Source organism: Trichocoleus desertorum ATA4-8-CV12, assembly GCA_019358975.1.
In the GTDB taxonomy this organism is placed as follows: Bacteria; Cyanobacteriota; Cyanobacteriia; order FACHB-46; family FACHB-46; genus Trichocoleus; species Trichocoleus desertorum_A.
This window is the reverse complement of record JAHHIL010000009.1, coordinates 99,649-124,651: the sequence shown is the minus strand read 5'-3', so window position 1 is coordinate 124,651 and position 25,003 is coordinate 99,649. Positions and strand designations below refer to the sequence as shown.

23 protein-coding genes and 1 tRNA gene are annotated in these 25,003 nt (G+C 48.4%); 8 read left to right on the top strand and 16 right to left on the bottom strand.

Translation table 11 applies throughout. The annotated features are described in order from the left end of the window. Positions 1 to 219 precede the first annotated feature (219 nt). Both KME12_10420 and KME12_10415 read left to right on the top strand, forming a co-directional pair. Positions 220 to 292: transfer RNA gene (locus KME12_10420), tRNA-His, on the top strand. A gap of 206 nt (positions 293 to 498) precedes the next feature. Then, positions 499 to 1,395 (top strand): protein-glutamate O-methyltransferase CheR, encoded by an 897-nt coding sequence (locus KME12_10415; protein MBW4488190.1) that lies wholly within the window; start codon positions 499 to 501, stop codon positions 1,393 to 1,395. A gap of 104 nt (positions 1,396 to 1,499) precedes the next feature. Here KME12_10415 and trxA read toward each other — a convergent pair whose 3' ends face one another. From trxA to KME12_10390, 5 genes are all read right to left on the bottom strand, one after another. Beyond that, positions 1,500 to 1,823: a thioredoxin gene (trxA, locus tag KME12_10410; GenBank protein ID MBW4488189.1), complete on the bottom strand. Its 324-nt coding sequence runs from the start codon at positions 1,821 to 1,823 to the stop codon at positions 1,500 to 1,502. A 105-nt stretch (positions 1,824 to 1,928) separates the two neighbouring features. Further along, positions 1,929 to 2,237: a hypothetical protein gene (locus tag KME12_10405; GenBank protein ID MBW4488188.1), complete on the bottom strand. Its 309-nt coding sequence runs from the start codon at positions 2,235 to 2,237 to the stop codon at positions 1,929 to 1,931. 160 nt (positions 2,238 to 2,397) lie between these two features. Further along, positions 2,398 to 2,544, bottom strand: a complete 147-nt coding sequence (locus KME12_10400; protein ID MBW4488187.1) for a hypothetical protein — start codon at positions 2,542 to 2,544, stop codon at positions 2,398 to 2,400. Positions 2,545 to 3,067: 523 nt separating this feature from the next. After that, entirely contained in the window at positions 3,068 to 3,886 is an 819-nt protein-coding gene (locus tag KME12_10395; protein ID MBW4488186.1) for an alpha/beta hydrolase, read from the bottom strand. A 59-nt stretch (positions 3,887 to 3,945) separates the two neighbouring features. Further along, positions 3,946 to 4,674 (bottom strand): 1-acyl-sn-glycerol-3-phosphate acyltransferase, encoded by a 729-nt coding sequence (locus KME12_10390; protein ID MBW4488185.1) that lies wholly within the window; start codon positions 4,672 to 4,674, stop codon positions 3,946 to 3,948. Positions 4,675 to 5,110: 436 nt separating this feature from the next. On the opposite strand from KME12_10390, the gene metG reads away from it, so the two are divergent. From metG to lptC, 3 genes are all read left to right on the top strand, one after another. Further along, positions 5,111 to 6,709: a methionine--tRNA ligase gene (metG, locus tag KME12_10385; GenBank protein ID MBW4488184.1), complete on the top strand. Its 1,599-nt coding sequence runs from the start codon at positions 5,111 to 5,113 to the stop codon at positions 6,707 to 6,709. An 86-nt stretch (positions 6,710 to 6,795) separates the two neighbouring features. After that, complete coding sequence (locus tag KME12_10380) at positions 6,796 to 7,401, top strand: NYN domain-containing protein (protein MBW4488183.1); 606 nt, start codon at positions 6,796 to 6,798, stop codon at positions 7,399 to 7,401. A 298-nt stretch (positions 7,402 to 7,699) separates the two neighbouring features. Beyond that, positions 7,700 to 8,869: an LPS export ABC transporter periplasmic protein LptC gene (gene lptC, locus KME12_10375; protein MBW4488182.1), complete on the top strand. Its 1,170-nt coding sequence runs from the start codon at positions 7,700 to 7,702 to the stop codon at positions 8,867 to 8,869. 8 nt (positions 8,870 to 8,877) lie between these two features. On the opposite strand, the gene KME12_10370 is transcribed toward lptC, so the two are convergent. Next, entirely contained in the window at positions 8,878 to 10,263 is a 1,386-nt protein-coding gene (locus KME12_10370) for a D-alanyl-D-alanine carboxypeptidase (protein MBW4488181.1), read from the bottom strand. A 137-nt stretch (positions 10,264 to 10,400) separates the two neighbouring features. On the opposite strand from KME12_10370, the gene KME12_10365 reads away from it, so the two are divergent. Both KME12_10365 and KME12_10360 read left to right on the top strand, forming a co-directional pair. After that, positions 10,401 to 11,057: a cofactor assembly of complex C subunit B gene (locus KME12_10365; protein MBW4488180.1), complete on the top strand. Its 657-nt coding sequence runs from the start codon at positions 10,401 to 10,403 to the stop codon at positions 11,055 to 11,057. 26 nt (positions 11,058 to 11,083) lie between these two features. Continuing rightward, complete coding sequence (locus KME12_10360; protein MBW4488179.1) at positions 11,084 to 11,599, top strand: DUF456 family protein; 516 nt, start codon at positions 11,084 to 11,086, stop codon at positions 11,597 to 11,599. A 94-nt stretch (positions 11,600 to 11,693) separates the two neighbouring features. Here KME12_10360 and rfbB read toward each other — a convergent pair whose 3' ends face one another. From rfbB to KME12_10340, 4 genes are all read right to left on the bottom strand, one after another. Further along, complete coding sequence (gene rfbB, locus KME12_10355; GenBank protein ID MBW4488178.1) at positions 11,694 to 12,806, bottom strand: dTDP-glucose 4,6-dehydratase; 1,113 nt, start codon at positions 12,804 to 12,806, stop codon at positions 11,694 to 11,696. A 23-nt stretch (positions 12,807 to 12,829) separates the two neighbouring features. Then, a complete protein-coding gene (locus tag KME12_10350) occupies positions 12,830 to 13,852 on the bottom strand; it encodes a bifunctional hydroxymethylpyrimidine kinase/phosphomethylpyrimidine kinase (protein MBW4488177.1) in 1,023 nt (340 codons plus the stop codon). A gap of 21 nt (positions 13,853 to 13,873) precedes the next feature. After that, entirely contained in the window at positions 13,874 to 15,091 is a 1,218-nt protein-coding gene (locus KME12_10345; GenBank protein MBW4488176.1) for a hypothetical protein, read from the bottom strand. Between the two features lie 193 nt (positions 15,092 to 15,284). After that, positions 15,285 to 16,091, bottom strand: a complete 807-nt coding sequence (locus KME12_10340) for a precorrin-2 C(20)-methyltransferase (protein MBW4488175.1) — start codon at positions 16,089 to 16,091, stop codon at positions 15,285 to 15,287. A 125-nt stretch (positions 16,092 to 16,216) separates the two neighbouring features. On the opposite strand from KME12_10340, the gene KME12_10335 reads away from it, so the two are divergent. Next, positions 16,217 to 16,858, top strand: coding sequence for a cytochrome b N-terminal domain-containing protein (locus tag KME12_10335; GenBank protein ID MBW4488174.1), 642 nt, complete (start codon positions 16,217 to 16,219; stop codon positions 16,856 to 16,858). 16 nt (positions 16,859 to 16,874) lie between these two features. Here KME12_10335 and KME12_10330 read toward each other — a convergent pair whose 3' ends face one another. From KME12_10330 to KME12_10305, 6 genes are all read right to left on the bottom strand, one after another. Continuing rightward, positions 16,875 to 18,845, bottom strand: a complete 1,971-nt coding sequence (locus KME12_10330) for a cation:proton antiporter (protein MBW4488173.1) — start codon at positions 18,843 to 18,845, stop codon at positions 16,875 to 16,877. Between the two features lie 185 nt (positions 18,846 to 19,030). Next, entirely contained in the window at positions 19,031 to 20,191 is a 1,161-nt protein-coding gene (locus KME12_10325) for an MltA domain-containing protein (protein ID MBW4488172.1), read from the bottom strand. A gap of 61 nt (positions 20,192 to 20,252) precedes the next feature. Further along, the gene (locus KME12_10320) at positions 20,253 to 20,504 is read right to left on the bottom strand and encodes a hypothetical protein (protein ID MBW4488171.1); all 252 of its coding nucleotides are present in this window, start codon (positions 20,502 to 20,504) and stop codon (positions 20,253 to 20,255) included. A gap of 104 nt (positions 20,505 to 20,608) precedes the next feature. Next, a complete protein-coding gene (locus tag KME12_10315) occupies positions 20,609 to 21,376 on the bottom strand; it encodes a hypothetical protein (GenBank protein MBW4488170.1) in 768 nt (255 codons plus the stop codon). 829 nt (positions 21,377 to 22,205) lie between these two features. Then, entirely contained in the window at positions 22,206 to 22,580 is a 375-nt protein-coding gene (locus KME12_10310; protein MBW4488169.1) for a Mo-dependent nitrogenase C-terminal domain-containing protein, read from the bottom strand. A gap of 489 nt (positions 22,581 to 23,069) precedes the next feature. Further along, positions 23,070 to 24,827 (bottom strand): ribonuclease J, encoded by a 1,758-nt coding sequence (locus KME12_10305; protein MBW4488168.1) that lies wholly within the window; start codon positions 24,825 to 24,827, stop codon positions 23,070 to 23,072. Positions 24,828 to 25,003 lie beyond the last annotated feature (176 nt).

Here is a 25,003-nt window from a genome sequence, read left to right as displayed (position 1 = left end):
GCGTAGCGCATACCCCTCAACTCACGCGGGATGTCCGTGTATCCCGACGCTCACCGTTGGCGTAGCCTGCCGAAGGCATAGCGGTAGAGCGCGGGACTTACAGCCTCCCGAACCCACCACCAGTTAACCCATTACAGATTATCTGATTGTAAATTTAGTTTTTTTGCTCCCGGATCTAGAGAATTTTCTCAAAGGAGTGCTATACTTAGAAACGCGATGGCGAGCGTGGCCAAGAGGTTAAGGCAGTGGATTGTGGTTCCACCATTCGCGGGTTCAATTCCCGTCGTTCGCCCTTTAATCCAGATTAGATAAGCTGAAGCAACGCTGATTTTCCAGTGTTACTCAAATTAAACTGTCAAACAACCGCTAGCAAACAGTTCAAGCTGTAGAAACTAGCTGGAAAATTAACAGCATTCTGCAAGCTTGAGTGTTAGGGTTAGACATCCAGTCCACTTGGAGCGGTGAAAGATTGCAAAAAAGTCTTCTCACACCAAGAACATGCACCCACCTCAAACCCAATCAGAGCAAGCTCTACAAAGGAATCCTGCTTTTGAGAAATTATTAGACTACCTGAAGCAAAGTCACGGGTTTAGCTTCACAGAATATAAGCCCTCTAGCTTGATGCGTCGAGTCCAGCTGCGAATGGAACAAGTTGGAATAGACGCTTATAGTGATTACACAACTTATCTGCAAGCAAACCCAGATGAGTTTGGCTTCTTGTTTAATACGATTGAGATTAACGTCACTGATTTCTTTAGAGACCCATTAGCTTGGGAGTATCTGGTGACTGAGATCATTCCTTGGATTCGGGATCAGAAAAAGGCTGATGAACCCATCAGGCTTTGGAGTGCTGGATGTGCGTCTGGAGAAGAAGTTTACTCGCTTGCTATGACGCTCGCTGAAGTATTAGGGATAGAGCAGTATCAAGAGCGAGTGCGAATTTTTGCCTCTGATGTCGATGTGGAAGCTCTAGAGCAAGCTCGTCAAGGTTGCTATGCTGCCAATCGGATTGCTCCTGTACCTTTAGCTCTGCAAGAACGTTACTTCGAACGAGACGGGGACTGCTACCGCGTTCGATTAGAACTGCGAAAGCCGTTGCTCTTCTTTCGTCATAACCTGCTAGAAGACCCACCAATGTCTAAAATTGACCTGCTGGTGTGCCGAAACGCCTTGATTTATTTTAATTGTGTGGGCCAAAATAAAGCCCTGGTTCGCTTCTACTTCAGCCTTAGAAGTACAGGAATTCTATTCTTAGGGAGTTCGGAGTCATTGCCGCAGCAGCATAGATTATTTAGGACTCTGAGTATGAAGCATCATATGTTTAGCAAAGCGGATAAATCTTCTCTGACCCCAAGCCTTTTGGTACAAGCGCTGCGGCGATCGCTGCCCGTCTAGCTAGGTCTTTAAATGATGGCATCCACAGTTGAGTTTTGACTCCATCTCAGGCTGGGGCCGTGAGCGATCGCGTTGATGTAGCGGAACGCGATCGCCCTTTGAAATTAAGCCAGGTATTTGTCGAGTGTGGTGCTAAATTCCTCATAGGGTTTAGCGCCTACCATCGTTTCTGCCAACTCGCCTTGCTTAAAGATCATGATGGCAGGAATACTGCGGACGCTAAATCGTTTAGCTACCTCCTTGTTGGAATCGAGATCTAATTTAAGCACCTTCGCGCGATCGCTATACTCTTCTGCGAGTCGGTCTATTAAGGGAGCAATCAGTTTACAAGGACCACACCAAGAAGCTGTACAGTCTACGACCAGTAATGGCTCACTTTCTAAGAGTGTATTGAACTCAGTTTCGTCTTGAATATACGCAGCAGTCATAAAATCCCTGCAAAGAGACTATTGTCCCACAGCCACGCTACAAAAAAAGCAAAAAAGCAGACAACTGACTGTCTGCCTTTAGCGGAAAATTTTAGGGACTGAGCCTTAGTCTGGATTGGACTCAGGATGTTTGCGAATTTGTTCTGCTTCGGGACAGTCATCGGAAACTAGAGGTTCCACATCGCCTCTGGGGACTGTAGCTAGCTTCTGAGTGACTGCTCCAATGCTTTCGAGCCGCACCATCTCTTCCCAAGAACACATTTCATCTTCTTCTTCGGTTTCGTAACGCAGCGTCACTAAGTCTCCTTCAATATCAAGGATACGCGCGCGTTCAATCCAGCGTTGCTGGTCCCGCAAGAAAATCCAGACTTCGCGACCATCTGAACAGAGTTGATAGATCTTGCGGTGTAGCATGTTTGGTTTCTCCTGAGCACCTAACTCTTCTAATGCTTAATCAATTGCCGTAGCCTTACCCCTAGCAATGCTGAGCCCTCAACTGTGACAGAAACCTCAACCGTTGTTGCAGGTGACTTTAGGGGTATCTAATGAAGTGGTGAGGGTGAGCATTGCTGAGTTATTGCCTGCCTGCTCGTAAGGTGCAGTTACTAGCAGGCAGCACTTGATTAATGGAATGGAAAAATTTAGCAACTTGAGCCTGAATTAAACGGAGGAGAGTTGGGTTAAAACGTTCTTGGAGATGGATGGTACCTGTTACAGTCATTATCCAAGGTGGTGAAAGGAATAATTCAGCAGTGTGAATGAAGTCGTTTGCCAGAGTGTGGAGGAGTCGCTTAAAAACATCATGGACTAGGGTCATGAGTGTGAAGAGGACAAACTAGCGGAAGTTTGAAGGAAGCGCCATCCTAACCGGAGAGTCTTACCTGTCAACGCTTCTAAGTGGCAAACGTAACTCCATATCAGTGTTCTGGATCACCGAGTTTCCATCATTCTAGCGACTGTTGGTCAGAGTTTGCGAGTTCCAGAAGGGATTTACCAAAAAATCGCACTTTAGATAAAAGCGGGTTGGCATCATAGTTCTATTTTCCCTTCAGGATGACGTGGGTTTGAGAGTCACACCAATGCTTGAAACTAGGTCTTGAATTGATGCGATCGCGGTGATGGACTCCTGATTCTGCTTGTGTCTAGCAATGTACCTAGAGAGTTTGGCAATGCATTTAGATGAGGGCGCAGTCTAGTCTGCCTCAATCCTCGCATACTATGAACTTCATATGAACTTCAATCTCTTAAGTGGGGCTAGGCAAACTTAGGTGATCTGGATGCGCCAAAAAATTGTGTTGACGCATAATTTCATAGAGATTGATATCTGCTTCTAACAGGCAAGCGTGACCACTATCTGGTAAAACAACGCTGGTGACGTTGGGTAAAATCTCAGCTAACCGCTCGACTTCTGCTAGGGAAGGTAAGAGGCGATCGGCGGCACTACCCAAGAGCAAAACGGGTTGGGTGACGCAACGCAGCCGCTTGTCCTCGATCTCAAACTCATTTAGGAGGGAAAGACGCCAGATAGAGGTTTTTTGCGGGACTGATTGAACAGCTTCGAGTAGGGCATGGCGATCTTCCGGCAAGATACGTCCAAAGGAAGCTAGAAATGGTAGCAACCCGACTGAGGATACTTGATACCAAGGTTCTGGCAACCAACGGGCCAGAGAGGAACCCCATTGAATCCAAGGCCGCCGCTTAAAGGACGAGGCTGGATTAACAAGAATTAGGCGATCAAAAAGCTTTGGTGCTTGAGTGGCGACCTGAAGGGCTAAACAACCCCCAAAAGATTCGCCGCAAAGATAGACGGGGCGTGGCTGCTTCTGCTTGGCGATTTCCTCTTGAATTAAATCAATCACCTTTGCGGCTAAAATCTCCCAGTTAGTTAAGTCGGTGGGGGGAATAGCTAAGCAGCGAATATCAAAGCTGGTTTCTAGACTTGAGGTCTGCGATCGCAAAAGTTGGCCTGTACCATCCATACCTGGGAGGAACACAAACAGGGAATGGTGAGGATTCAGGCGTTTGGGTGTCAGAAAACAGATTTGGCTCTTGACTTCCTGCATTTTCTCAAGGAGGTTGAAATCAATAATTCGATTGGGTATGGAAGTGTTAGCCACTCAATTTAGCTGTAATAGCAACCCTGAGCGAGTAATTGGTCAATTTCTGTGTGGCAGTAGTGAGTCAAATCAGCCACAACAGTTTTGGCATCCTTGCCTCGGTAGTGCTGTCGCTCTGAGGTCTTGACCCAGTGGGGCCGACCAATTAGGACATTGACACGATGGTAAATCACCAAAGGATGCCAGCCATTTCGATCAAAAAGGGGCTCTGAGGGGTCAATCAGGCTCAACAACTTCAGGGGAATACCTGCACTATTACTCTCTTCGCAAGAGGCGATCGCCACAGGCAAAACCGCCAAATTTTGAATCGGAGCCCGCAAGGCCAAGTGAGCAAAGCCGCGATGAAACCCCCGCATTTTTTGAGGATGGGTCGCTTCAACCATCGGCTCTCCCCCTTCGGGAAACACCCCAATCACCTGAGGCGACTGTAGCAGTTCGCTAGCCTGCCGGAAGAAGCTCTGTTGGCGATGTTCCAGTGAATCTAGAGGAAAGCAACCTAGCAGCTTTACAATGTCCCGCATCACTGGCACTTGATCCATATAGTGATGGCAAGCAAACCGAATAGGACGGTTAATCGCAGCCATGAGGACCGGAGCGTCCATAAAACTACGATGATTGCTGACTAACAAAACAGCACTGTCTTGAGGCACTAAATTCTCATTGTAGAGAAACATGCGAGTCCCCAAGGCAGTCAGGAGGCAGCGAGAAATTTGCAGAGGGCTATTGGAAGACATCAGCAGACAACAAAAGCCTTAACTCTTCTAATGACAGTGTTAACATTACTTTACTGGGCACAACACATGTCTTAAAGTAGAGACTGTAGGTCTAGCTAAGTAAAGAATTATCGCTAGCCTCGGGAAACGTTTCTACCCAGCGAAGCAGAACCAAGTGCCCAAGTCTACTAAGGAATAGCAACTGCACATTGTGGCTGTAGGTTGCAAAAATAATTTTTGTCTTGATTGATTTAAGGTTTTGCAAACTGTTTTAAGCAAAGTTTACGGTTAAGATAGTAGTTAGTTTTATATTTGTCACCTTAGCTATATTTTTATTGGCTTCTAGACTTAATTAATCGAAGTTAATTAGCCTAGATCAAAGAGCAAATAAAGAACTTATTTGCAGGTGCTCATGTATGATTAAAAGCGGCTTTAGTGTATTGTATTTTTCTCTTCCATGAACTCTGATACGAATAAAGAAAAATTTGCTCTTACAACACCTCTTTATTATGTAAATGATTTACCTCATATTGGGAGTGCTTACACAACGATCGCCGCAGATGTAATTGCGCGCTTTCAAAGACTGCGTGGCAAATCAGTTTTACTGATTACAGGGACTGATGAGCATGGGCAAAAAATCCAGCGCACAGCCGAAGCTCTGGGGCGATCGCCTCAAGCACATTGCGACGAAATTTCCGCTGGATTTTCTCAGCTTTGGCAGCAGCTAAACGTTCAAAGCGATCGCTTTATTCGTACCACCGATCTCCGTCATGCAGCCATCGTTAAAGAGTTTTTTCAACGAGTTTGGGAGCGTGGCGATATTTACCTGGGCCAACAAAAAGGCTGGTACTGTGTAGCTTGCGAAGAATTTAAGGAAGAACGAGATTTACTGGAAGGCCATCGCTGTAGTATTCACCAACGTGAAACCGAATGGCGGGACGAACAAAATTATTTCTTTCGGCTCTCTAACTATCAAACAAAACTAGAAGAACTTTACCGACAACAACCGAATTTTATTCAACCAGAAATCCGCCGCAATGAAGTGCTCAGCTTTGTGAGCCAGGGACTGAAGGATTTTTCTATTTCTCGGGTCAATTTGGACTGGGGATTTCCTGTTCCTGTTGATTCTGGACACACGCTCTATGTTTGGTTCGATGCGCTGCTAGGCTATGTGACGGCTCTACTGGACCCCGAAAGCGAGCCCACCTTAGAGAATGCCTTGGCTCATTGGTGGCCCATCAATCTGCACCTAATCGGCAAAGATATTCTGCGCTTTCATGCAGTTTATTGGCCTGCCATGCTGATGTCAGCGCAATTGCCTCTACCGGAGCGCTTATTCGGGCACGGTTTCTTGACCAAAGATGGTCAGAAGATGGGTAAGAGTTTAGGCAACACTATTGATCCGGTGGCCTTGGTCGATCGGTATGGCTCCGATGCGGTGCGTTACTACTTCCTGAAGGAAATTGAATTTGGCCGAGATGGCGACTTCAATCAAACGCGCTTTATCAACATCTTGAACGCCGACTTAGCCAATGATCTGGGGAACTTGCTGAACCGGACGCTGAAGATGGCCTACAAGTATTGCGATGGCCAGGTGCCTGCGGTCGTGGGATCAGACATTGCTGCGGATCATCCCTTGAAGGCAGTTGGCTCTACCTTGGGCGATCGCGTGGCTCAATCTTATGAAGCCCTAGCTTTTAGTGAAGCTTGTGAAGCCATTTTGGCCCTAGTCCGAATGGGCAACAAGTTCATCGATGAGCAAGCACCTTGGACTCTGTACAAGCGAGGCGAACAGCAAGCAGTCGAGCAAGTACTCTATGCGGTACTAGAATCGGTTAGGCTCGCCGCCTATCTGTTATCACCGATTATTCCAAATGTCAGTAGTGCAATCTATCAGCAGCTTGGATTTACTGTAGATTTCGACCACCAAAGTTTAATAGATGTTTCAGTTCCGTTTGTGACTCATGCTACATGGGGAATACTACCTGGTAGTCAGCCACTAGGTGATCCTAAACCTGTATTTCAACGTTTAGAGGCTCCGGAAGCAGTTACCTAGGCGGAGTTTAGTCTATCAGTGCTACGGTCATTAGTAGGTAGCTCAATGAAACATCAATTTTTTCATAAAAAAGAGGTATAACAACCATGTTGAACAATTTAGAAAGTAGCACTGTATTCACGCCGGAGCAGGTTTTAGAAAATCGGGGCCGTGTTGCCATTTTTATTGATGGCTCTAACTTGTTTTATGCCGCATTGCAGTTAGGGATCGAAATTGATTACACCAAGCTGCTTTGCCGTCTGACAGCGGGTTCGCGCTTACTTCGCTCCTTTTTCTATACAGGGGTCGATCGCACAAACGAAAAACAACAAGGTTTTTTGCTTTGGATGCGGCGTAACGGCTATCGCGTGATCTCTAAAGACTTGGTGCAGCTACCCGATGGTTCTAAAAAAGCCAACTTGGATGTTGAAATCGCTGTAGACATGATGGCTTTGGTTTCTTCTTACGACACAGCGGTTTTGGTCAGTGGGGATGGCGACTTAGCGTACGCTGTTAATTCAGTCAGTTACCGAGGGGTACGGGTTGAGGTCGTGAGCCTGCGCTCCATGACCAGTGATAGCTTGATCAATGTGGCCGATCGCTATATTGATCTCGACAACATTAAGGAAGATATCCAAAAAACACCTCGACAAAGCTACACCTATCGCCCTCTTTCTAGCATTGGAGTCGTTGAGGAGCCCGAAGAACGGTAACCCTTTAACTACTAATTCAGAGCTAGGGTTAACTGCTGGCAGGCTCACATATCAAGTTGCTCACAAGTTACTTAATAGTCTCAAAGCTGCCAAAAAGTTAAATAGCTCAGAGAAAAAACAGTGTTAGCGATTCATAGCAACTCAAACTTATAGGGCTGATATACAAAATCGTAGATAAGGGCGTATCTCCTGCGCCCTTATTGTTTTGAGGGCAGCTAGAAGCATGCACCAGCGTCTAAAGTGGAACCAGAAGTCTGCTGTATAGTCAATTTTGGTATTGAACACTTTGAGAATGCTGATGCCACCGCTGCTGCCCTTGAAACTGTCTACCTTGCGCAGACACGCGATCGCTCCCTTGCAATTGGGGATGCTTCTCTTGTTGTTGGGGCTGAGTGGCTGTGGAGGCCCCAAGAAAAGCCAAACGGCAGACAAATTGGCTCAAGATAGTTCTGCGGCGCAGAATTTTGATAACAACTTGACGTTTAATGATGTCACCTTAGAGCAGGTGGATGAGAAAGGTCAGTTGCTGTGGAAAGTTAAAGCCAAACAGGCGCGCTACAGCAAAGACCAAAAAGTTGCTAATGTGCAAAGCCCTTCTGGAGAGCTGTTCCAGGATGGCAAAGCGGTCTACAAGATTCAAGCTCAGACTGGCGAAGTTCAAAAAGATGGCCAAACTATTTTGCTCAAAGGGCAAATTGTCGCCACAGATATTCAAAGCGGGGCGATCGTCAAGGGTAATGAGTTGGAATGGCAACCCAAAATCGATCTTTTATGGGTTCGCAATAACATTACTGGCACTCACCCTCAGATCCAAGCCACAGCCAAAGAGGCCAAAGTATACAGTCGCGCCCGCCGCATGGAGTTTTTTGGTCAGGTGGCAGCTACGTCTAAAGATCCCGCTTTGGGCTTTAAGAGCGAGCATTTGATCTGGGAAATTGCCAAGCAGTTAGTAGTGGTTGATAAGCCAGTCCAGATCGATCGCTATGTCGGGACTGTCGTCAGCGATCGCGCCGTGGCAGACCAAGCCGAAGTGCAGCTAAAAACCAAAATCGCCACGCTAAAACAAAACGCTAAATTGTCTGTCGCTGAGCCACCGCTAGAAATTGCCAGCAATTCCCTAATTTGGAACCTCAATGATCAAACGGTGGTTTCTGACCAGCGAGTTGATGTGTTGCACCGGGAACAGCAAGTCGCTCTAAGCGCCAACCAAGGACGGGGCGAGCTAGAACCAAGAATTTTTTACCTAACGGGAAATGTCCAAGGTCAGGGCCAGCGCAATCAATCCCAGCTAGCAGCAGACCAACTCACCTGGTATATTCCCACTCAGCAAGTTGAAGCGACTGGGAACGTAGTTTACACTCAAGCAGATCCACCCTTTAACCTCAAGGGTCCCAAAGCATCAGGAACTTTGCAAGACCAAAATATTGTGGTGAGTGGTGGACGAGTGGTTACGGAAATTATTCCTTAGCTAGAACCTCAAACCTGGATTTTAAACAAAATTTGATTGCGCCTGTCATCGCCTAGCTGAAACTTTTGGTGGCTGGCAGGTGCTGTTGGCGCTGGCTGGCTAGGAGAAGCGGTTGTAGCTCCCATGAACTGAGTAGGAGCGGTTTCACTACCGGATGCTTGAGCCGAGAAGTTGAGGGGTGCCTTAGGGCTTGAGGAGCTGCTGGGATCAATCTCAGTCGCCACCGATTGATCGGCTCCCCACTGCTCTAGTAAGTTTTGCAGCAGTTGGTCTTGTCGATCCCGCAGCCCGTCTAAATCTTCACCTCGGTTAAGAATGGCAAACCAAATTAAGCCGCGATCGCGTGTTGGCAAGGCTCCCGCTAGAGTACTTACATCCCAAAGTGTTCCAGTTTTGACCACAGAAGCCACGGGAATATTGCGATCTTCGAGGGTGCCACCGTCACGACCCGATACCGGAAACAAGTCAGCTACCGTCATTTGCTGAGGCTTCAAGTAAGTTTCAATCGCCATAAACATGGCGCAGACCGCACGGGGAGAAATTTGATTTTCTGGACCCAGACCAGAGCCGTTGATCAGTTGAATTTCTGCCTGAGGTACTCCCGCAGCTCTAGCGGCTCGCGCGGCCACTGTAGAGGCTCCCCCCACTGAATCGGCCAACATCTCAGCCATCGCGTTGTTGCTGTAGATGTTCATCTGCTTGAGGATTTGCGCCAATGGCAGGGATTGGTGCCTTAACAAAGCAATCTGCTTGGGAATGGGTAAAGTGGCTACCTGAACATCCCCGGCGATCGCCACTTGCGGCTGAGGAGTATTCTTGGGCAAGTTGAGGTACTGCGCCTTAGCTTCGTCAGGCCAAAGTTGGGCATTGAGTCCTTGCTTCAGCAGGGCTCCTGCTACTTGTGGATCGGACTCATAGTTCATGGAGAAGTTGCCCATAATCACTAACTTGCCTGTGACTTGGCGGATGCCCATGCGATTGAGGGTATTGCCGAGGGCGATCGCTTCTTCCCAGACAAAGAAGGGGTCATTATTACCCTGAATCACCAAATCTCCCTGTAACACCCCATTCTGAATCGGTCCAGTGGCTCCAATTAAGGTGTCAAATTGGTGATCAGGCCCCCAAGTCTCCAGTGCTGCTAGAGAAGTCGCGACCTTGGTCAAAGAAGCGGCAGGGAGAGGTTGCGTTCCCTGGTGATTGGCCAAAAGATTGTAGCCCGCTTGTACCCAAACCCCTTGGTTGGTCTCAGTGAGTCCTGTGGCGCTTAGACCTTGCAAATACTGGTTGACCTTGGCTTCGCCCCCTGGGTCAGGCTGACTAGAAAAAACTAGACCAGGCGTATTCCAAGACGCAAACAAGCTGTCGGGATTGATGGGTTGGGGTACATGGGCCATTTTGAACCAAAGCGACACCAACCCAGAGCTGACTAATTCCAGCACTACTGATTTGCCTCCACACGGCTGAAGCTAAAACCAAGACGGAAACATTCTATCTATTACGATGATGAATAGATAGAATCAGGCCCTCAGGCATGGCAAAACCGGATCAAAATCAAGTTTTACGTCGTTTACCTATTGTTGTGGGTGCGTTAGCAGGGACTTTGTTATTCATCAATCGTTTGCTAACGCCTAATTTAACCGATGCCCAAGCCCGTTCTGATGCCTTAGGCGTGATTTTAAGTGCCCTATTGATTCTAACGGGGCTGCTGTGGCAACGGATTCAACCGCGATCGCCCGATGCCGTTAATTTAATGGGTGAAGAAGGACTAGAACTAGCACCAGATTTGCCAGAGGCTGTGAGGCTAGAACTAGCCTGGGCTTCCCAGATTTTGCTCACTAATACTGTGACGCGATCGCTGGTGGTGTGGTATCAGGGGCGCGTCTTGCTGCGGCGGGGAATTTTGGCAACCAACGCAGAGGTGAAACCAGGGCCAATTTTGCAACGGGTGCTAGAGAAGCAAAAACCTGTTTATTTAGTCGATGTAAAAGCTTATCCTGGACGCATCGAGTTTGACTATTTGCCCGAAAACACCCAGGGAATTATTTGCCAACCGATTGGCAATCAAGGAGCTGTCATTCTAGGAGCCAATGCTCCGCGCAGCTATACTAAGCAGGACGAAAACTGGGTGGAGGCGATCGCGGACAAATTAGACAACACCCTCAGTCACCATTTATCGATCACTATTTAGAAGTTTCTCAACCTCACGTTTAAATTATGACCGTACTCTATTGGTTGCTTGTGGCTGTAATGGTAATCGGGGTGATTGGTGCCGTGGTGCCAGCTATTCCAGGAACCAGCTTGATTGTGGTTGCTATTGTCATTTGGGGGGTTGCCCACGGGTTTGGCACGGTGACAGTCCCTTTAGCGGTAGCGGTCGGGGTGCTACTCGTGAGCATAGGCGTGGATTTTTTAGCGAGTTTCTGGGGAGCCAAACGTTTCGGAGCGAGTAAGTGGGGCCAAATTGGGGCCGTGGTAGGTTTGTTGCTCGGCTTCTTTGGCTTGTTGCCTGCACTGCCTTTTGGGGGGCCATTGTTGGGAATTCTGATTGGTCCCTTACTCGGCGCGATCGTGGGCGAATTGATTTATCGACGAGATTTTGCGATCGCCGTTAAAGCTGGCATTGGTATTGTCGTAGGTTCGTTAGTTGGGAACTTAATTCAAGGCTTGCTGGCGTTGGGAGCAGTGATTGTTTTCCTTGTCAGCACTTGGCCGCTAGGAGCAGGTGCCTAACCTCACTATCCGTATCACCCGCATTGAGAGCACCCACAAGAGGTGCCCTTACGCCAGCACTAGGTACTGTGGTGCCTAATCAACCATCCAGTAGTTAGGCGTACACTTTGCGATAGTACGCTTGATATTCCTCAGAAAGCAGGGGTTTCCACCAACTGGGATGTTCTAGATACCACTGCACAGTTTTGCGTAAGCCTGCTGCGACTGTCTGTTGCGGAGCCCAACCTAGCTCCGTCTTAATTTTGTCGGCATTAATGGCGTAACGGCGATCGTGTCCTGGACGGTCTTTGACATACGTAATCAGCTTTTGGCAAGGGCGCACGGGTAAATCGGGAGCCAGTTCGTCCATCAAGTCACATAGCATGTGAACCAGGTCAATATTTTTGACTTCATTGTTGCCGCCGATGTTGTAAGTTTCGCCAGCCTGACCCTGGTGGATTACGGTGTCTAAGGCGCGGCAATGATCTTCTACATAAAGCCAATCGCGGACGTTTTGTCCATCCCCATACACGGGTAGCGACTTGCCCAGCAGAATATTGATACACATCAAAGGAATCAACTTTTCTGGAAAGTGGTAAGGGCCATAATTGTTGGAGCAGTTGGTAATCAGCGTGGGCAGGTTGTAGGTGTGGTAGTAGGCCCGGGCGAAGTGATCGCTCCCTGCTTTGGAGGCTGAATAAGGGCTGTTTGGGGCGTAGGGCGTGGTTTCGCTAAAGGCTGGATCGTCGGAGCCTAAGCTGCCATACACTTCGTCGGTGGAGACGTGCAAGAAGCGATAGTGACCCGGTTGCTTGTGCGCTTCCCAATGTTGGCGAAACGCCTCTAAAAGCGTGAAGGTACCGACGACGTTGGTACGGACAAAGGCCCCAGGCGATAGAATCGAACGATCGACGTGGGATTCAGCGGCAAGGTGAGCGATCGTGTCTACTTTTTCTTGCTTCAACAGGGCATCCAGCAGCAGGCGATCGCAGATGTCTCCTTGAATAAAGCGAAAATTGGGTCGCTCCTCTAGAGATTCTAGGTTCCGCAGATTACCAGCGTAGGTCAGAGCATCCAGCACAATCACGCGATCTTCTGGATAGCGATCGCACCAGTAATGAACAAAATTGGAGCCAATAAATCCAGCTCCTCCCGTGATGATAATGCGGCGGGGATGACGGGACTGAGATTTTTGATCTGCCTCTGTGCCCTTGCCTGTCTCTGTCATGTCGCTCGTTGTCTCCAAGTTACTTAGTTCAGTAAATTTTGCAGGGCTACTTTAATCGCAGGTGCAGTAGTTGTAGCAGTCCCAAACTGCCGCACTACAATGCTTGCTGCTAAGTTACCCAAAACAGCGGCTTCCCACACGGATGCGCCGACACTCAGCCCTAAAGTGAAAGCGGCCACAACGGTGTCACCCGCACCAGTCACATCAAATACGTCAGTACGGTTAAACGCTGGGATATGGAATTCTTCACCTGTCTGCTCAAACAGGGTCATGCCTGCGTCTCCACGGGTGATCAAAATATTGTGGGCCTCAGTTAAGTCTAAAAGATCACGTCCCGCTCGACTCAAATCTTGGGGAGTCGCGATCGCATAACCAACGGCTTGCTCTGCCTCCGGTAGGTTGGGCGTAAACAATAGGGCACCTTGATAGCGGCTCAGCTCCTTCTGAGTGTCCACAATCGTGCAAGGATGCTGCAAAGCTGCGGCAATCACAGGTTCGGTGAGAGTGCCATCCCCATAATCTGAGCAAACAACGGCATCTACGGTATCTTGATGTTGCCGAATATACTGGGCTAGTTGGAGCTGTAACTCTAGCTCTGGTAGCTCATCGGATTTGCGATCGACTCGCACAATTTGCTGCGTTACTGACTGACGAGCATGACCCGAAATGCGCGTTTTAGTCACAGTCGGACGCTGAGCATCGACTAAGACTCCTTGAGTATCAATCCCAGCATTGGCAAAAATCTCGTGGATGACACGTCCTTGCTCATCCTTGCCAATCAGCCCCACTGCTTTGACTTGAGCACCTAAGCAAGCAAAGTTGTAGACCGCATTCGCGCCGCCTCCCGGAACTTGTCTGGTTTCTTCGTGCCGAATAATTAGCACTGGAGCTTCGCGAGAAATCCGCTCTACTTGACCTGTGAGAAACTCATCTAAGGTTAAATCCCCAACCACAAGAACTTTCGCTTGGCTAAACCGATCTAAGTACTGAAACAGTTGGTTAGCCGCAGTGGTTAATTGCTCTGCAAATGTAGGGTCCAAAGCCATATCTGCTCAAGCAGGCCTAAGTTACCTGTCACAAAGTGGCAGCTTAATCAAATAAGCCTGCGGTACCTTAGCTCCTTTAAGCTTTTCAGCATTGTCATCCCTAGCCTTTTTAAAGTCGTAAGTTTTGAATGCTTCCTCAGCCTGTTGATCCAGAATTGGTTTCTTTGTCCTCTGGAGCCAAGATGGACCGTCAATAATCTTGTCTTCTGCGTCTACTAGAACCCCAATGCTTACTTGTCGGGTTAACTCCATGGGGCAATCTTCCATTGGATAGCTAGGCGGGATAGTGACGTTGTTCCAGAGATCTCCCTGAGGGTAAGCAGCCACCATGATTTTTGAGATTCTTTGAACCCATGCATCGGTATTGCTATGAATTTCCTCTGTGCTAGTGCCTGCTTGATCGCGAGCGTAGGACTCTTGCTGGCGGAGTTGAGCTTCTCGCTGTTGGGCTTTATGGAGTCCCGCGATCCCCTCTAGGGGGATTTTATCGGGTCTAGTTCTAGGGGGTGGGGGAGGCGTAGCTGGGGTGGCTGTTTGTTCCGTTTCTGTAGGACTGGCTTGGGTTGGGGCTGGAGAGTTGCTTGGCTCAGATGGGTTGGCAGGAGGTTCAAATGGTGAGTTTGTTGTTTCTTCTGTATTAGCGTTTGGCGTATTAGCGTCTGGTGTAGGTAGAGCGATCGAATCGAGAGATGCCCCTTCCAACGGAGGTAAATTTTGGGATTGCAAGGCTTGAGAATTCTGCTGAATCGAATCTAGACCAGGCCGCTCCTGAAATTCACCAGAGAGCGGAGGACGCTGGGCTGCTTGAGGAGTTCTAGGGGTCGGAATTTGGGTAGTAGGCAATCCCAACGGCGTTGGCAGCGGCATTGGCGGCGAAAACGAAAAACCTGTGGGGGGTGGGGGAAACAGCGGCAAGCTGTAGGGCGACGAATTGGAGGAAGGTAGCTGGTTGGATGACTGTAAGGAGGGTAGGGAGGGAAACAGGTTAGTTGTTTGAGGCAGTGGCGGCAAAGATAACTGGGGTGTGGCGAAACTAGGCAAGCGACTTTGTTCGGCTGGCGTCAGCTCAACTACTTGTACAGATCTCTGAGCTTCGGATTCTGTGGTTTTTGAAGCCAGAGGCAAAATAGGTAAAACGATCCAAAGCAAGCCGTGGAGCCCTACGGAAGCAATACCGGCAATTCCGGTGGGCTGACGCAACGCTTGGGGCAGAGACTTAATGAAGGACCCGTAAGACATAACCGTTACAATCTGCTCCGCTCAGGCATCAACAACCGATCTCTCATTTCGCACTTTTATACCAATCACTCAACGACACAATCACTTAACTAATGGATTGCCAGAACTAGTTTCTCAAGACTGGTTTAGCGCAGCGATAAGCTGTATACCGAAGACAGTCTCCTGGGGCTAAAAGTTGCCGATGTTGTCAAAGTCAACTTGCTACAATGTTAGGCTCTTTAACTTGCACAATCAGCAGCGAAAAATAAGACAGCTTCAGGTCAGGGCGATCGCTCAAATCTTCATAAACTACCTGTTCTGGTAGCGTGGCTCGTTCAACGACATAGCTACGGCTTAAGAGTTGATGCTGCTGCAAAATGCTCCACACCTGCTCATATACAGAACTAACTTTCATTAAAACCACAACATCCGCCCATTGTAGGGCTGTTTCCAATTCTGACACATGGTACAGCGCTGGTAGTACCACGAGTCGCTGAGCCTGCATGGTTAGGGGAATGCCTAATGCAGCAGCAGCAGCAAGAGGGGAGCAAATCCCAGGAACTGCTTGAACTTGCGCCTGGGGATGTTGTTGCTGGAGCGCTTGGGCCAGATACGTAAAGGTGCTAAAAAAGCTGATATCTCCTTCTGAAACGAAGGCTACGTCTTGGCCTTGCTGTAAGTATGACCAAACTAAATCTGCTGCTTGTCGCCATGCTTGGTTCAGTACATCTGCATCTTGAACGTAGGGAAAATTAAGAGCTAACCGAACTTGCTGCGGCTGTAACCACTCAGCCACAATTTGCTCAGCCATTCCAGATTTGCCCTGAATCCCCGCAGGAAAGGCAACAACAGGCGCTTGCTTGAGTAAACGGAGTCCCTTCAGGGTGAGGAGTTCAGGATCACCTGTGCCCACCCCGATCCCATACAGCGTTCCAGTTTTGGCGATCGCAGAGTTAGTAGAGTTTGCAAATGCAACAGTCACCAATTCGTCCTTTACAACAATCCTTTTTGAGTCTGACATATTCCTTGCCAGTTACTTACGGGCACTGGAAGAGCTGTTAATCAATTCTGCGCCCTCAGATGGAGTGGCTGTTTCTTAAATGGTCTGTTAATTTAAGAGTTAATAAAACTACACATTGACGAGCCATGAAAAACGTGCAGTACGCTTTGGTTTGGCAGCGACTCGCTACGGTTTTGGCGGTAGCTGTTCTGACTCTGAGTCTTATCGCAGCGGTCACAGGAATTTTGCTCGCGTTTTATTACGAACCTACCGCAGGTGGGGCCTACAACTCATTGCGAGTGATTACCACTCAAGTGTCTAATGGTTGGTTAATTCAAAATCTGCATAGCATCGCTGGCAATGGCATCATTGCCCTTTCCTTGGTGCAAATTGTGGTGATGTTTTTAGGAGAGCGGCTGCGTCCTGCTTGGCTGACTGCTTGGATTAGTGGTATTTTGCTAACTCTAACAGCGATCGCTTTAGGTTGGACCGCAATGATTTTGGGCTGGAACCAACTCGGTTACTGGCGCTTCAAGATTGAACTAGAAACCATCCAAGCCATTCCGCTGATTGGCCCTTCCTTGCGGGACGTTTTGACGGGTGGGGGTGCGGTGAACACAATCACAGTAGAGCATCTCTATACACTCCACAGCTATCTACTAGCGATCGGAGCGGTATTGCTCGCAGTGATTCACCTCGCCAGCCTACTGTTGCAAGAAAAAGAAACTCGCCAAACAGAAACCAACGGTGCTGATAGTGGTGCCAATCTAGACGCGGAATTGTCCTGACGTTGAAGTAGCTGGTTTAACTAGCAGTGGGTGGTTTTGCCACTTCTGCCTCTCTGGGTAGCACCTGAGTTTCGACCAGGGCAGGCTCTGTTTCTAAGACAGGAGTAGGAATCGGTACTTCTTCCACCTCAGCTAGCTTTTCGATCGTGAGGCGCGGTTGAATGGTCCCAGAGAGCAACTTCAGCAGCCTAGGACGGGGGTCATGGAGTAGATAAATGATGCGATCGCCTGCTTCCCACTCTTCCTGTGCAGGCATAATCTGTAAATGCTGATTTCGTTCTAGCAGTAAAGGAGCCAGCTCACCAGAACGAATTAAAGCTTGCAAGTGAGCTTCTTGGAAAGCAAACCCCTCTTCTCGCAGTACCGTTTCTCCCAGCTTCACCGCACCGCTGCTCAAGTATTCGTTCCAAGTTTTAATCGGCAGCTCTGGCACAAAGGCTTGAGTCACTTTATGGCTGTTCTGTGCAGTGCCAGCTTGAGGATCGCGTGGGAAAATGGCCAAGACGCGAGGTGGCTGAAATTCCTCGGCGGCTCGTTGCGCTAGTACTACATTCACTTCGCCATTGTTGGTCATGGCTAGGAAAGTACCCACTGAACCTAAACCCGCCTCTTCCAGCACTCCAGCATCCAAACCACTGCTGACAAACACCCGCACACCCTCCTCTGCCGCCAAACGACAAGCCTCTGCGTCTGTGTCAATTAAAACTACCACTTCCCCCCGCTCCTCAAATAAACGTGCCAGGAGCCGACTGAGAGGGCTGCACCCGATAATGACTGCGCCTGTGGCTTGGGTGGAAGTAATGCCTAACCAGCGAGCTACCCAACCTGCAGACAGCCCTTGCACAAAGACGGTCATCAGGATGGTCAGGAAGACTAAAGCTTTGATGGCATCGCCTCCGTTGATGCCTCGCTCGGTGAGCAGGATGGAAAATAGAGAAGCAACTGAAGCCGAGACAATGCCTCTTGGACCCACCCAGCAGAGGAATAGCTTTTGTCGCCAGTTCATCGTGCTGCTCCAAGAGGTGCAGAGCCAAATGTTGAGAGGGCGGACGATGAACATTAAAACTAATACCGTCAGCACTCCGCCTGAACCCAACGCGAAAATACTAGCGATCGAAAGGTCAGCTGAGAGCAGAATAAACAGAACTGAGACGGCTAGTGTGGTTAATTGGCCTTTGAAACGTCGAATTAATCGCTCCTCCGGTAGTGAGGATGCCCGCAACATCATGCCCGCAACAACCGTGGTCAGCAAACCTGACTCACTGCGGAGCATCTGAGCCAAGCCAAACAAGCCCCATAGACTCGCTAAAACGACTAAGTTTTTGAGATCATCCGATAGAAAGCGGGCTCGTTTAATCACAAAGCCGAGCAAGAGACCACCCACTAGACCAATCCCGCCGCCGATGCCTAGTCGGATCATTAACCCACTCAACACCAGAACTGGATCGGCATCCCCGCTGAGAATAATGTTGAGCACGACAACGGCCAAAATGGCTCCGACCGGATCGATCAGCACTCCCTCACCTTCTAGCAGAGCTGCCACCTGACGATCGACCTGCACTTGCTTCAGGAGAGGACTCACCACAGTGGGGCCAGTCACGACCACCAGAGATGCATAAAGAAACGCGATCGGCCAAGGAAATTCACTGAGCCAGTAAGCCGCAACACCTCCGCCCACCAAGGTAATTAAAGTGCCGATTGTCACTAGGTTTCTGAGGCTACCTGAAACACGGCCCAATTCTCCCAGTTCTAGGTTTAATCCTCCCTCAAATAAAATTAGAGCGACGAACAGGGAGACAATCACCTCTAAGCCAATGCCTAGTAAGTGTGGATGGAGAATATTTAATCCATCCGAGCCTAGCAAAATACCAAAAAGCAGCAAAAAAACAATGCTTGGCACTTTGCAGAACTCGGCAATGACTTGAGCACTGATGCCTGCGATGACTGTAATGATCATCAGCAGAGTAATTTCGAAAGATGCTTCCATAGGCGCTACTATTGCAGGCTTGAGGTCTCTGTCTAGACGCCCTATTGCTTAAAAGGGATGGTCATTCAGCAAGGGCAATTCAGAGTTTAGGTAGTTGATTGGCCTTCCATTAAAATGACACGCTTCTATAGACAGGGTACAACCTCAACCGTAGTCAGCAGAAATTGGGTGAGCACTTAAGTAGGTCAGCGCTTGAGTAATAGGTAGTAAAGTTGACCTGTAGAATTGGTGAGGCCCGCGCGATCGCCTGCCTTGACCCCTGTACCCATAAAAATATCGACTCGTCCTGGGCCTTTAATTGCGCTTCCGGTATCTTGATCCAAGACGAAACGGCTTACGGAGCGTTGTTCTAACTTTCCAGCCGCACTCTGCTTCGGAAGTTGGGTATGAATCAAGGCCAAAGCCCCCGGTGGCATGAGAGATTTGTCCGTTGCGATCGAGCGATCGGCGGTTACGGGTACGTTTAAACTGCCCGTTGCAGCGGCTCCATAGGTTTCTCGAAAGAACACAAAACTGCGATTGCGCGGTAAATAAAGATTGAGATCTTCTGGATGTTGGCGAAAGTAGTCCAGCAGATTAAGCAGCGTGAGGTCTTCCAGCCGCATCTTGCCATCTTTGACCAACTCGCGGCCAATTCCGGTGTAAGGATGCTCAGTCTTGCCAGCAAAACCAACACTCATGGTCTTGCCATCGGTCATTTGCAGACGAGCAGACCCCTGCACTTGAATTAGAAAAGCTTCTAAGCGATTGCGCAACCAAACCAGCTCCAGTCCCTTCAACGGCCCTTTGTCAAACTGCAAGCCATCATTGCCTTCCAAGCGATCGCGGGTGAGTTGAGGTTTGGGCCACTGAGCTAAACCAGGTGGCACTCGAAATAGGGGGTAGCGATATTCAGCCGTACGGACGCGGCTAGCAGCATAAGTCGGCTCAAAGTAACCCGTAAAGGCTACAGTGCCTTGGTTGTCTTTACCAATAGATTGATAAAACACAAATTCTTGTTGCACCGCTGCCTTTAGCTCTGCCGCAGATCGAGATTTTGCGACTAGCTGGCGAAATCGGATTAAACTGCGACGAACGCGATCGCGGCTAATTCCGGGTACAGCATACTTCTGATAATCTGTTGTTGCTTTGGCAGTTTGCAAGTACGCCAAACTGTAATCAATTGCAGTCAATAAAGCTGCCCGATCCCCCGGTTGGCCTAGCTGAGGCCAGAGTTTGTCATCAACTCCGAGGGAAGTCGGTAGCGAAACAGATGCAGTCACAGGTTGCAGCGGTGGAGCTGCATTAACAGATGGGGGGGCTGCTATGAGCGTTACTCCGAAACCGAAGGCAACAGCAGCCAGCATTCCCTGAGCTTTAGCAAAGCCAAACATACTCTAAATTGAGTGGGATAAAGAATCGAACGGGCTAGTATCGCTCGACGCTAGAACTGAAGACGGGTTCCACTCGAATTGCCATAATCCGGGAGGGGCGTGCCACCATATACTCGCCCTGGATGTTCTTGATGGGGACGCTAATGAAGTCATCCGAGGAAGACTTGGGCACTAGCTCGCCACTGTACCACTTTTGGAATTCCTGGATGGTGGGGAAACGGACTTCTTCCCGATGACCTCCATCAAAGAGGAGGTGAACAATAAACTCATTCGGGGTTCTAGGCATACTGTCGCAACTATCCTGAATACACCGACATTATTATGGGCTGTGAACTGACGAAAATCGACAATTTTTGCGAGAGAGTTCTAAAAAAGCTGAATTTGCTGAGTTTACGGCAGCAAGCTAAAACGCTGTAGTTGACTTTCTACCAAAGCAGGTAAGGCTTTACCTAACTCTTTGGCATCCTTAAAGAGCAAGCGATTCTGGCTAGGTAGGTCAAAGGGAAATTGCCCCGGAAAATCCGATCGCTCCATTTGGGCCAAGAGAATCTGCTCCGTCCGCTTGCTTTGGAGCGCATAGCCAACTTCGACACAGACTTTGGGGCTAGGGATTAACTGAGGAGGCTCAGCGCTGATTTGGGTGATGGGAGTACTGTCAGCAATAAAGAGCAAACTCTGACGAATTTTCCGCATCAAAGTGCTGTTGAGTCTTACAGGGCCTTCAGTGAGCCGATGGGATTCTTCTAAGGTCAGAGGCAAGCGCGATCGCCGATTTAGCTTTTCAATCAGGTTTTGGAGTGCGTCTCGCAACATGTCACTGGATTCGGTGTACTCAGTTTGGTAGCAGAGAAAGATAGTGGGCTCCAGATGAGCTATCACTTCTTGCTTAGTGAAATAAATTTCATGACTAATTAGGTCAATATTCGAGATGGCGTAGCCGCCACTCCCCTCAATGTAAAACTCAATGCTTTCCCCTTCTAGGTAGCGTTGAAACCACTCAGAGCGCTTTACGTCTTCGGAGTCTTCTAAAAAGTCAGCTCGCAACCCAGATTTCAGCAGACTGTTCTTACTGAGGCGCAAATCATGGGGACGTTTCTCCAGTTCTCGAATTGGCTCATACTGCTGGAGGTACCAGGCTTTCAGGGCAATAATGGCCATGATACGCAATTACCTATTGGCTGAATTTCTATAAAGATAATGACAATAACAGAAAGTTTAAATGACAACAACACCCAAGCTTTCACTGAGTCACTTCCTTGGGTTCATCGAGCATGGGCAGAGTTGCTTTGATTGAATTAATTGATTGGATTAATTCACAATCAAGAACAGAGCTCCCAATTAGCCAATTGATGAGGAAGTATCAGTATCACGCTTGAGTGCTGTTGTGATGATGCGAGACAGATTTAGTAAAAACAGCTCTTTTTACCTCTTGCTCAATGGACACTTGGCTGTTAAATCTGCCAGGGAAGCTGAGTCGCTTCAACTATTAATATAGCGCTCTCTATGATTGGATCAAGCTAGTGCAACCAAAGTTTACTGACCTGAGAGTGTTTGATTGCTTAGCGTGTTACAAAACCGCGATCGCATATCCTGTAGTGTTTATAGGCGATCGCGCTATTGGCGTATGGTCGAAACTTAACACTTAATGTACTAAATAAGTACCTAGATGAATTGCTTGATTAATTGTGTGGATCAACTAATTCAGCGCTATAGCTAAGAATACTGAAAGCCAAACTATTAAATCTTTGAACGTTAAGAATATAAAGTTTAGAATTACTCATTTAAGAGCTGTAGAGCCACTATTAAATGATGGAAATCCTGATGAAATGAAGTGTTTCTTGGAGCCACTCTAGCACCTTGACTCAGCTATGATTCTAATTTGCCAATTCACTGATAATACAAAACTAATGTTTGGTGGCTGCGGGCATTTTAGTAATCATTAACCCTGCTGCTTGCTTGAGCGTCTTTGTAAGCTAGTGGGAAGCTACTAGCAATAGCGGGTGACATCTTCTCCACACTGGTCTGCTAGGTAGCAAAGAGCCCGAAATCTTAGACCTACAACTTCCTCGTACAAAGGATTAAGTTTGCACATCGGAGGAATGTGAAATAAGGTACGACCAAACAGCTTAACGTCGCGCTCAAAAGGGCACTGAGCAGGAATAAGCTGGCAAAGTCGGTGAGCCAAATCTGGGGTAGCGACTTCAACTTGCTCTAGCCATTGCCGCATAGGTTGCCAAGGGTCAAATTTAGCTTTTGCAGGGGCGCGTAGTGGAGTCGCAGTTCCTTGAGAATCTTGATTGGGAGCGAGCCAAGTCCAGCTAACTAGGGCCAAATTTTCGGATGTGCATTCAGACGTATTCATAATGCCTTTCCTGTGAATTAGTAGATGGTATGGAACCCTGCTTGCAGCTACAGCCCCTCAACGGGAAATATCGGATGGAGCGGAAGAATGGTTGAGTGGACTTTGCGAAGAGTTGGGAAGCGCTTAACTGAAGTTGGGCCTTCATCTATTTCAACACTGTCATTGTGCCTAGAATCCGGACGATCTTGAGTGAGCGATTTCACGGAAGTTTTGTGAATCTTCTCTCTGTAGTTCAGTGACATCCGTAGTGATGACCCATGATGGTTGTCACTCCTCTGCCGCCGTATAGGGCTGCTCATCAAGGTTTGAAGCTTTTGCGCTCGTTCTTGCCGATGACTGTTGCTGATGGGTGCTATATGGGAAAAACCCATAAAAAAAGAGATAAGGGCAGAAATACTCCGCACTTATCTCTAATTAGGTTTGCAATTCTAGTGTTACGTAGGCTTAGTCAAGCTGGCAACAAAAGAATATTTGGACAATAGTTGATGTCTAAGAAGCTACTTTGGCAGTAGAACGCCGACGAGTGCTACTGACTTTAGCGGGTGGCTTCTCAGGATTTTGCATCAAGAAGACCAAGAGGGGCTTGCTTTGCAGTTCACGGCGCAGCAATCGTTGTACTGCCGATTCAATCTGTGCCTGTAACCCAACCCAATCAACTTCAATTTGATCGTCTTCTGGTGACTGCACAAACTCACGCCAGCGATCGCTCAAGACACTCTCAATCGCTCGGTTAATGAGCTTTTGCAGCAGCGATCGCTCTAGGGTGGTGACCACTCCACGCAGATGTACTTCTGGCTGAGTTAACAACTTGCCATCCCAACCGACGGTAGCAGCCACGGTTATTACACCATCTTCAGCGAGGTGCTGACGCTCTTGGAGGACGTTCGCGTTGACGACTCCAGCCCGATCTACTAGCTCAATGCCAGAAGGTACCTTACCCGCAACTTGAATGCTCTCCAGAGATACTTCAACCACGTCGCCGTTGTTAATGAGAACCATGTTTTCGGCAGGGATGCCCATGCTTTGAGCCGTTTGAGAATGCTTGACTAGCATGCGGTGCTCACCATGTACGGGCAAGAAAAACTTAGGCCGAGTCAGGGCGATCATTAATTTCTGATCTTCCTGGCAACCGTGACCAGAGACGTGGATGCCTTGCTCACGGCCATAGATCACTTTTGCACCCTGGATCATCAACTTATCAATCGTGTTAACCACGGCGATCGTATTACCAGGAATGGGGTTGGCAGAGAACACGATGGTGTCGCCAGGGCGTACCTTGATTTGGTTATGCTCGCCATTGGCAATCCGGGTCATGGCAGACATGGGCTCGCCTTGAGATCCGGTTGTCAGGATCAGCACTTGCTCTGGAGGCAAATGTCGGATTTCTTGTAGTGGCTTGAACAAACTATCTTCACACTTGATGTAGCCCAAGTTCCTGGCATGAGCAATCACATTCAGCATAGAACGGCCAATCACAGACACAAAGCGTTTGTGTTTCTTGGCTAGCTCCAAAATCATGTTGATGCGATGCACAGACGAAGCAAAGGTGGTAACGAGTAATCGTCCTTCTGCTTGGCTGATGACGCGGTCTAAATTTGGGAAGACAGAGCGCTCAGAGGGAGTGAATCCGGGCACCTCGGAGTTGGTAGAGTCGCTGATTAGGCAAAGAACCCCTTTCTCGCCATGCTCAGCCAGCTTCTGGATATCAAAATGTTCACCGTCTACAGGCGTGTGGTCGAACTTAAAGTCACCTGTGTGGATCACCACGCCTACAGGTGTGTGCAGGGCAACGGTATAGCTATCTGCAATCGAGTGAGTATTGCGAATAAATTCTACGAAGAACGACGTACCGATCCGCACCATATCTCTAGGACGAACGGTACGCAATTCAGTTCTATCGGCAACTCCTGCCTCTTCTAGCTTGCCTTCTAAGAGAGCCATGGCTAGGCGGGGGCCATAAATGACGGGAATATCAAACTGCTTCAGGTGAAAAGCAATACCGCCAATATGGTCTTCGTGACCGTGAGTCACGATCATGCCTTTGATTTTGTGGCGATTTTCCCGCAGGTAAGTAGTGTCAGGCAGAACGATATTGACGCCGTGCATACCATCAGTAGGGAATGCCAATCCAGCATCTAGCAGCAGAATTTCATCATTGATTTCAAAAACACAGGTGTTTTTGCCAATTTCGTGGAGGCCACCTAAAGGAATAACTTTGAGAGCAGGAGCAGATTGATTTTGAGTCATGTGTATCCTTAGTTACGATTTTTTACGAGTATGCAGTGAAGGCAAAGAAGTTAATGGATAAGCCAGGGAAGCGGTGCACAAATAAGAGATGGCTCATTGCACGTCAGGCTTGTGGCGGGTCAAAAACTTTTCTAGAAGTCAGATATTTATCAGACGGAAACTTGGCTCAAGGGGAA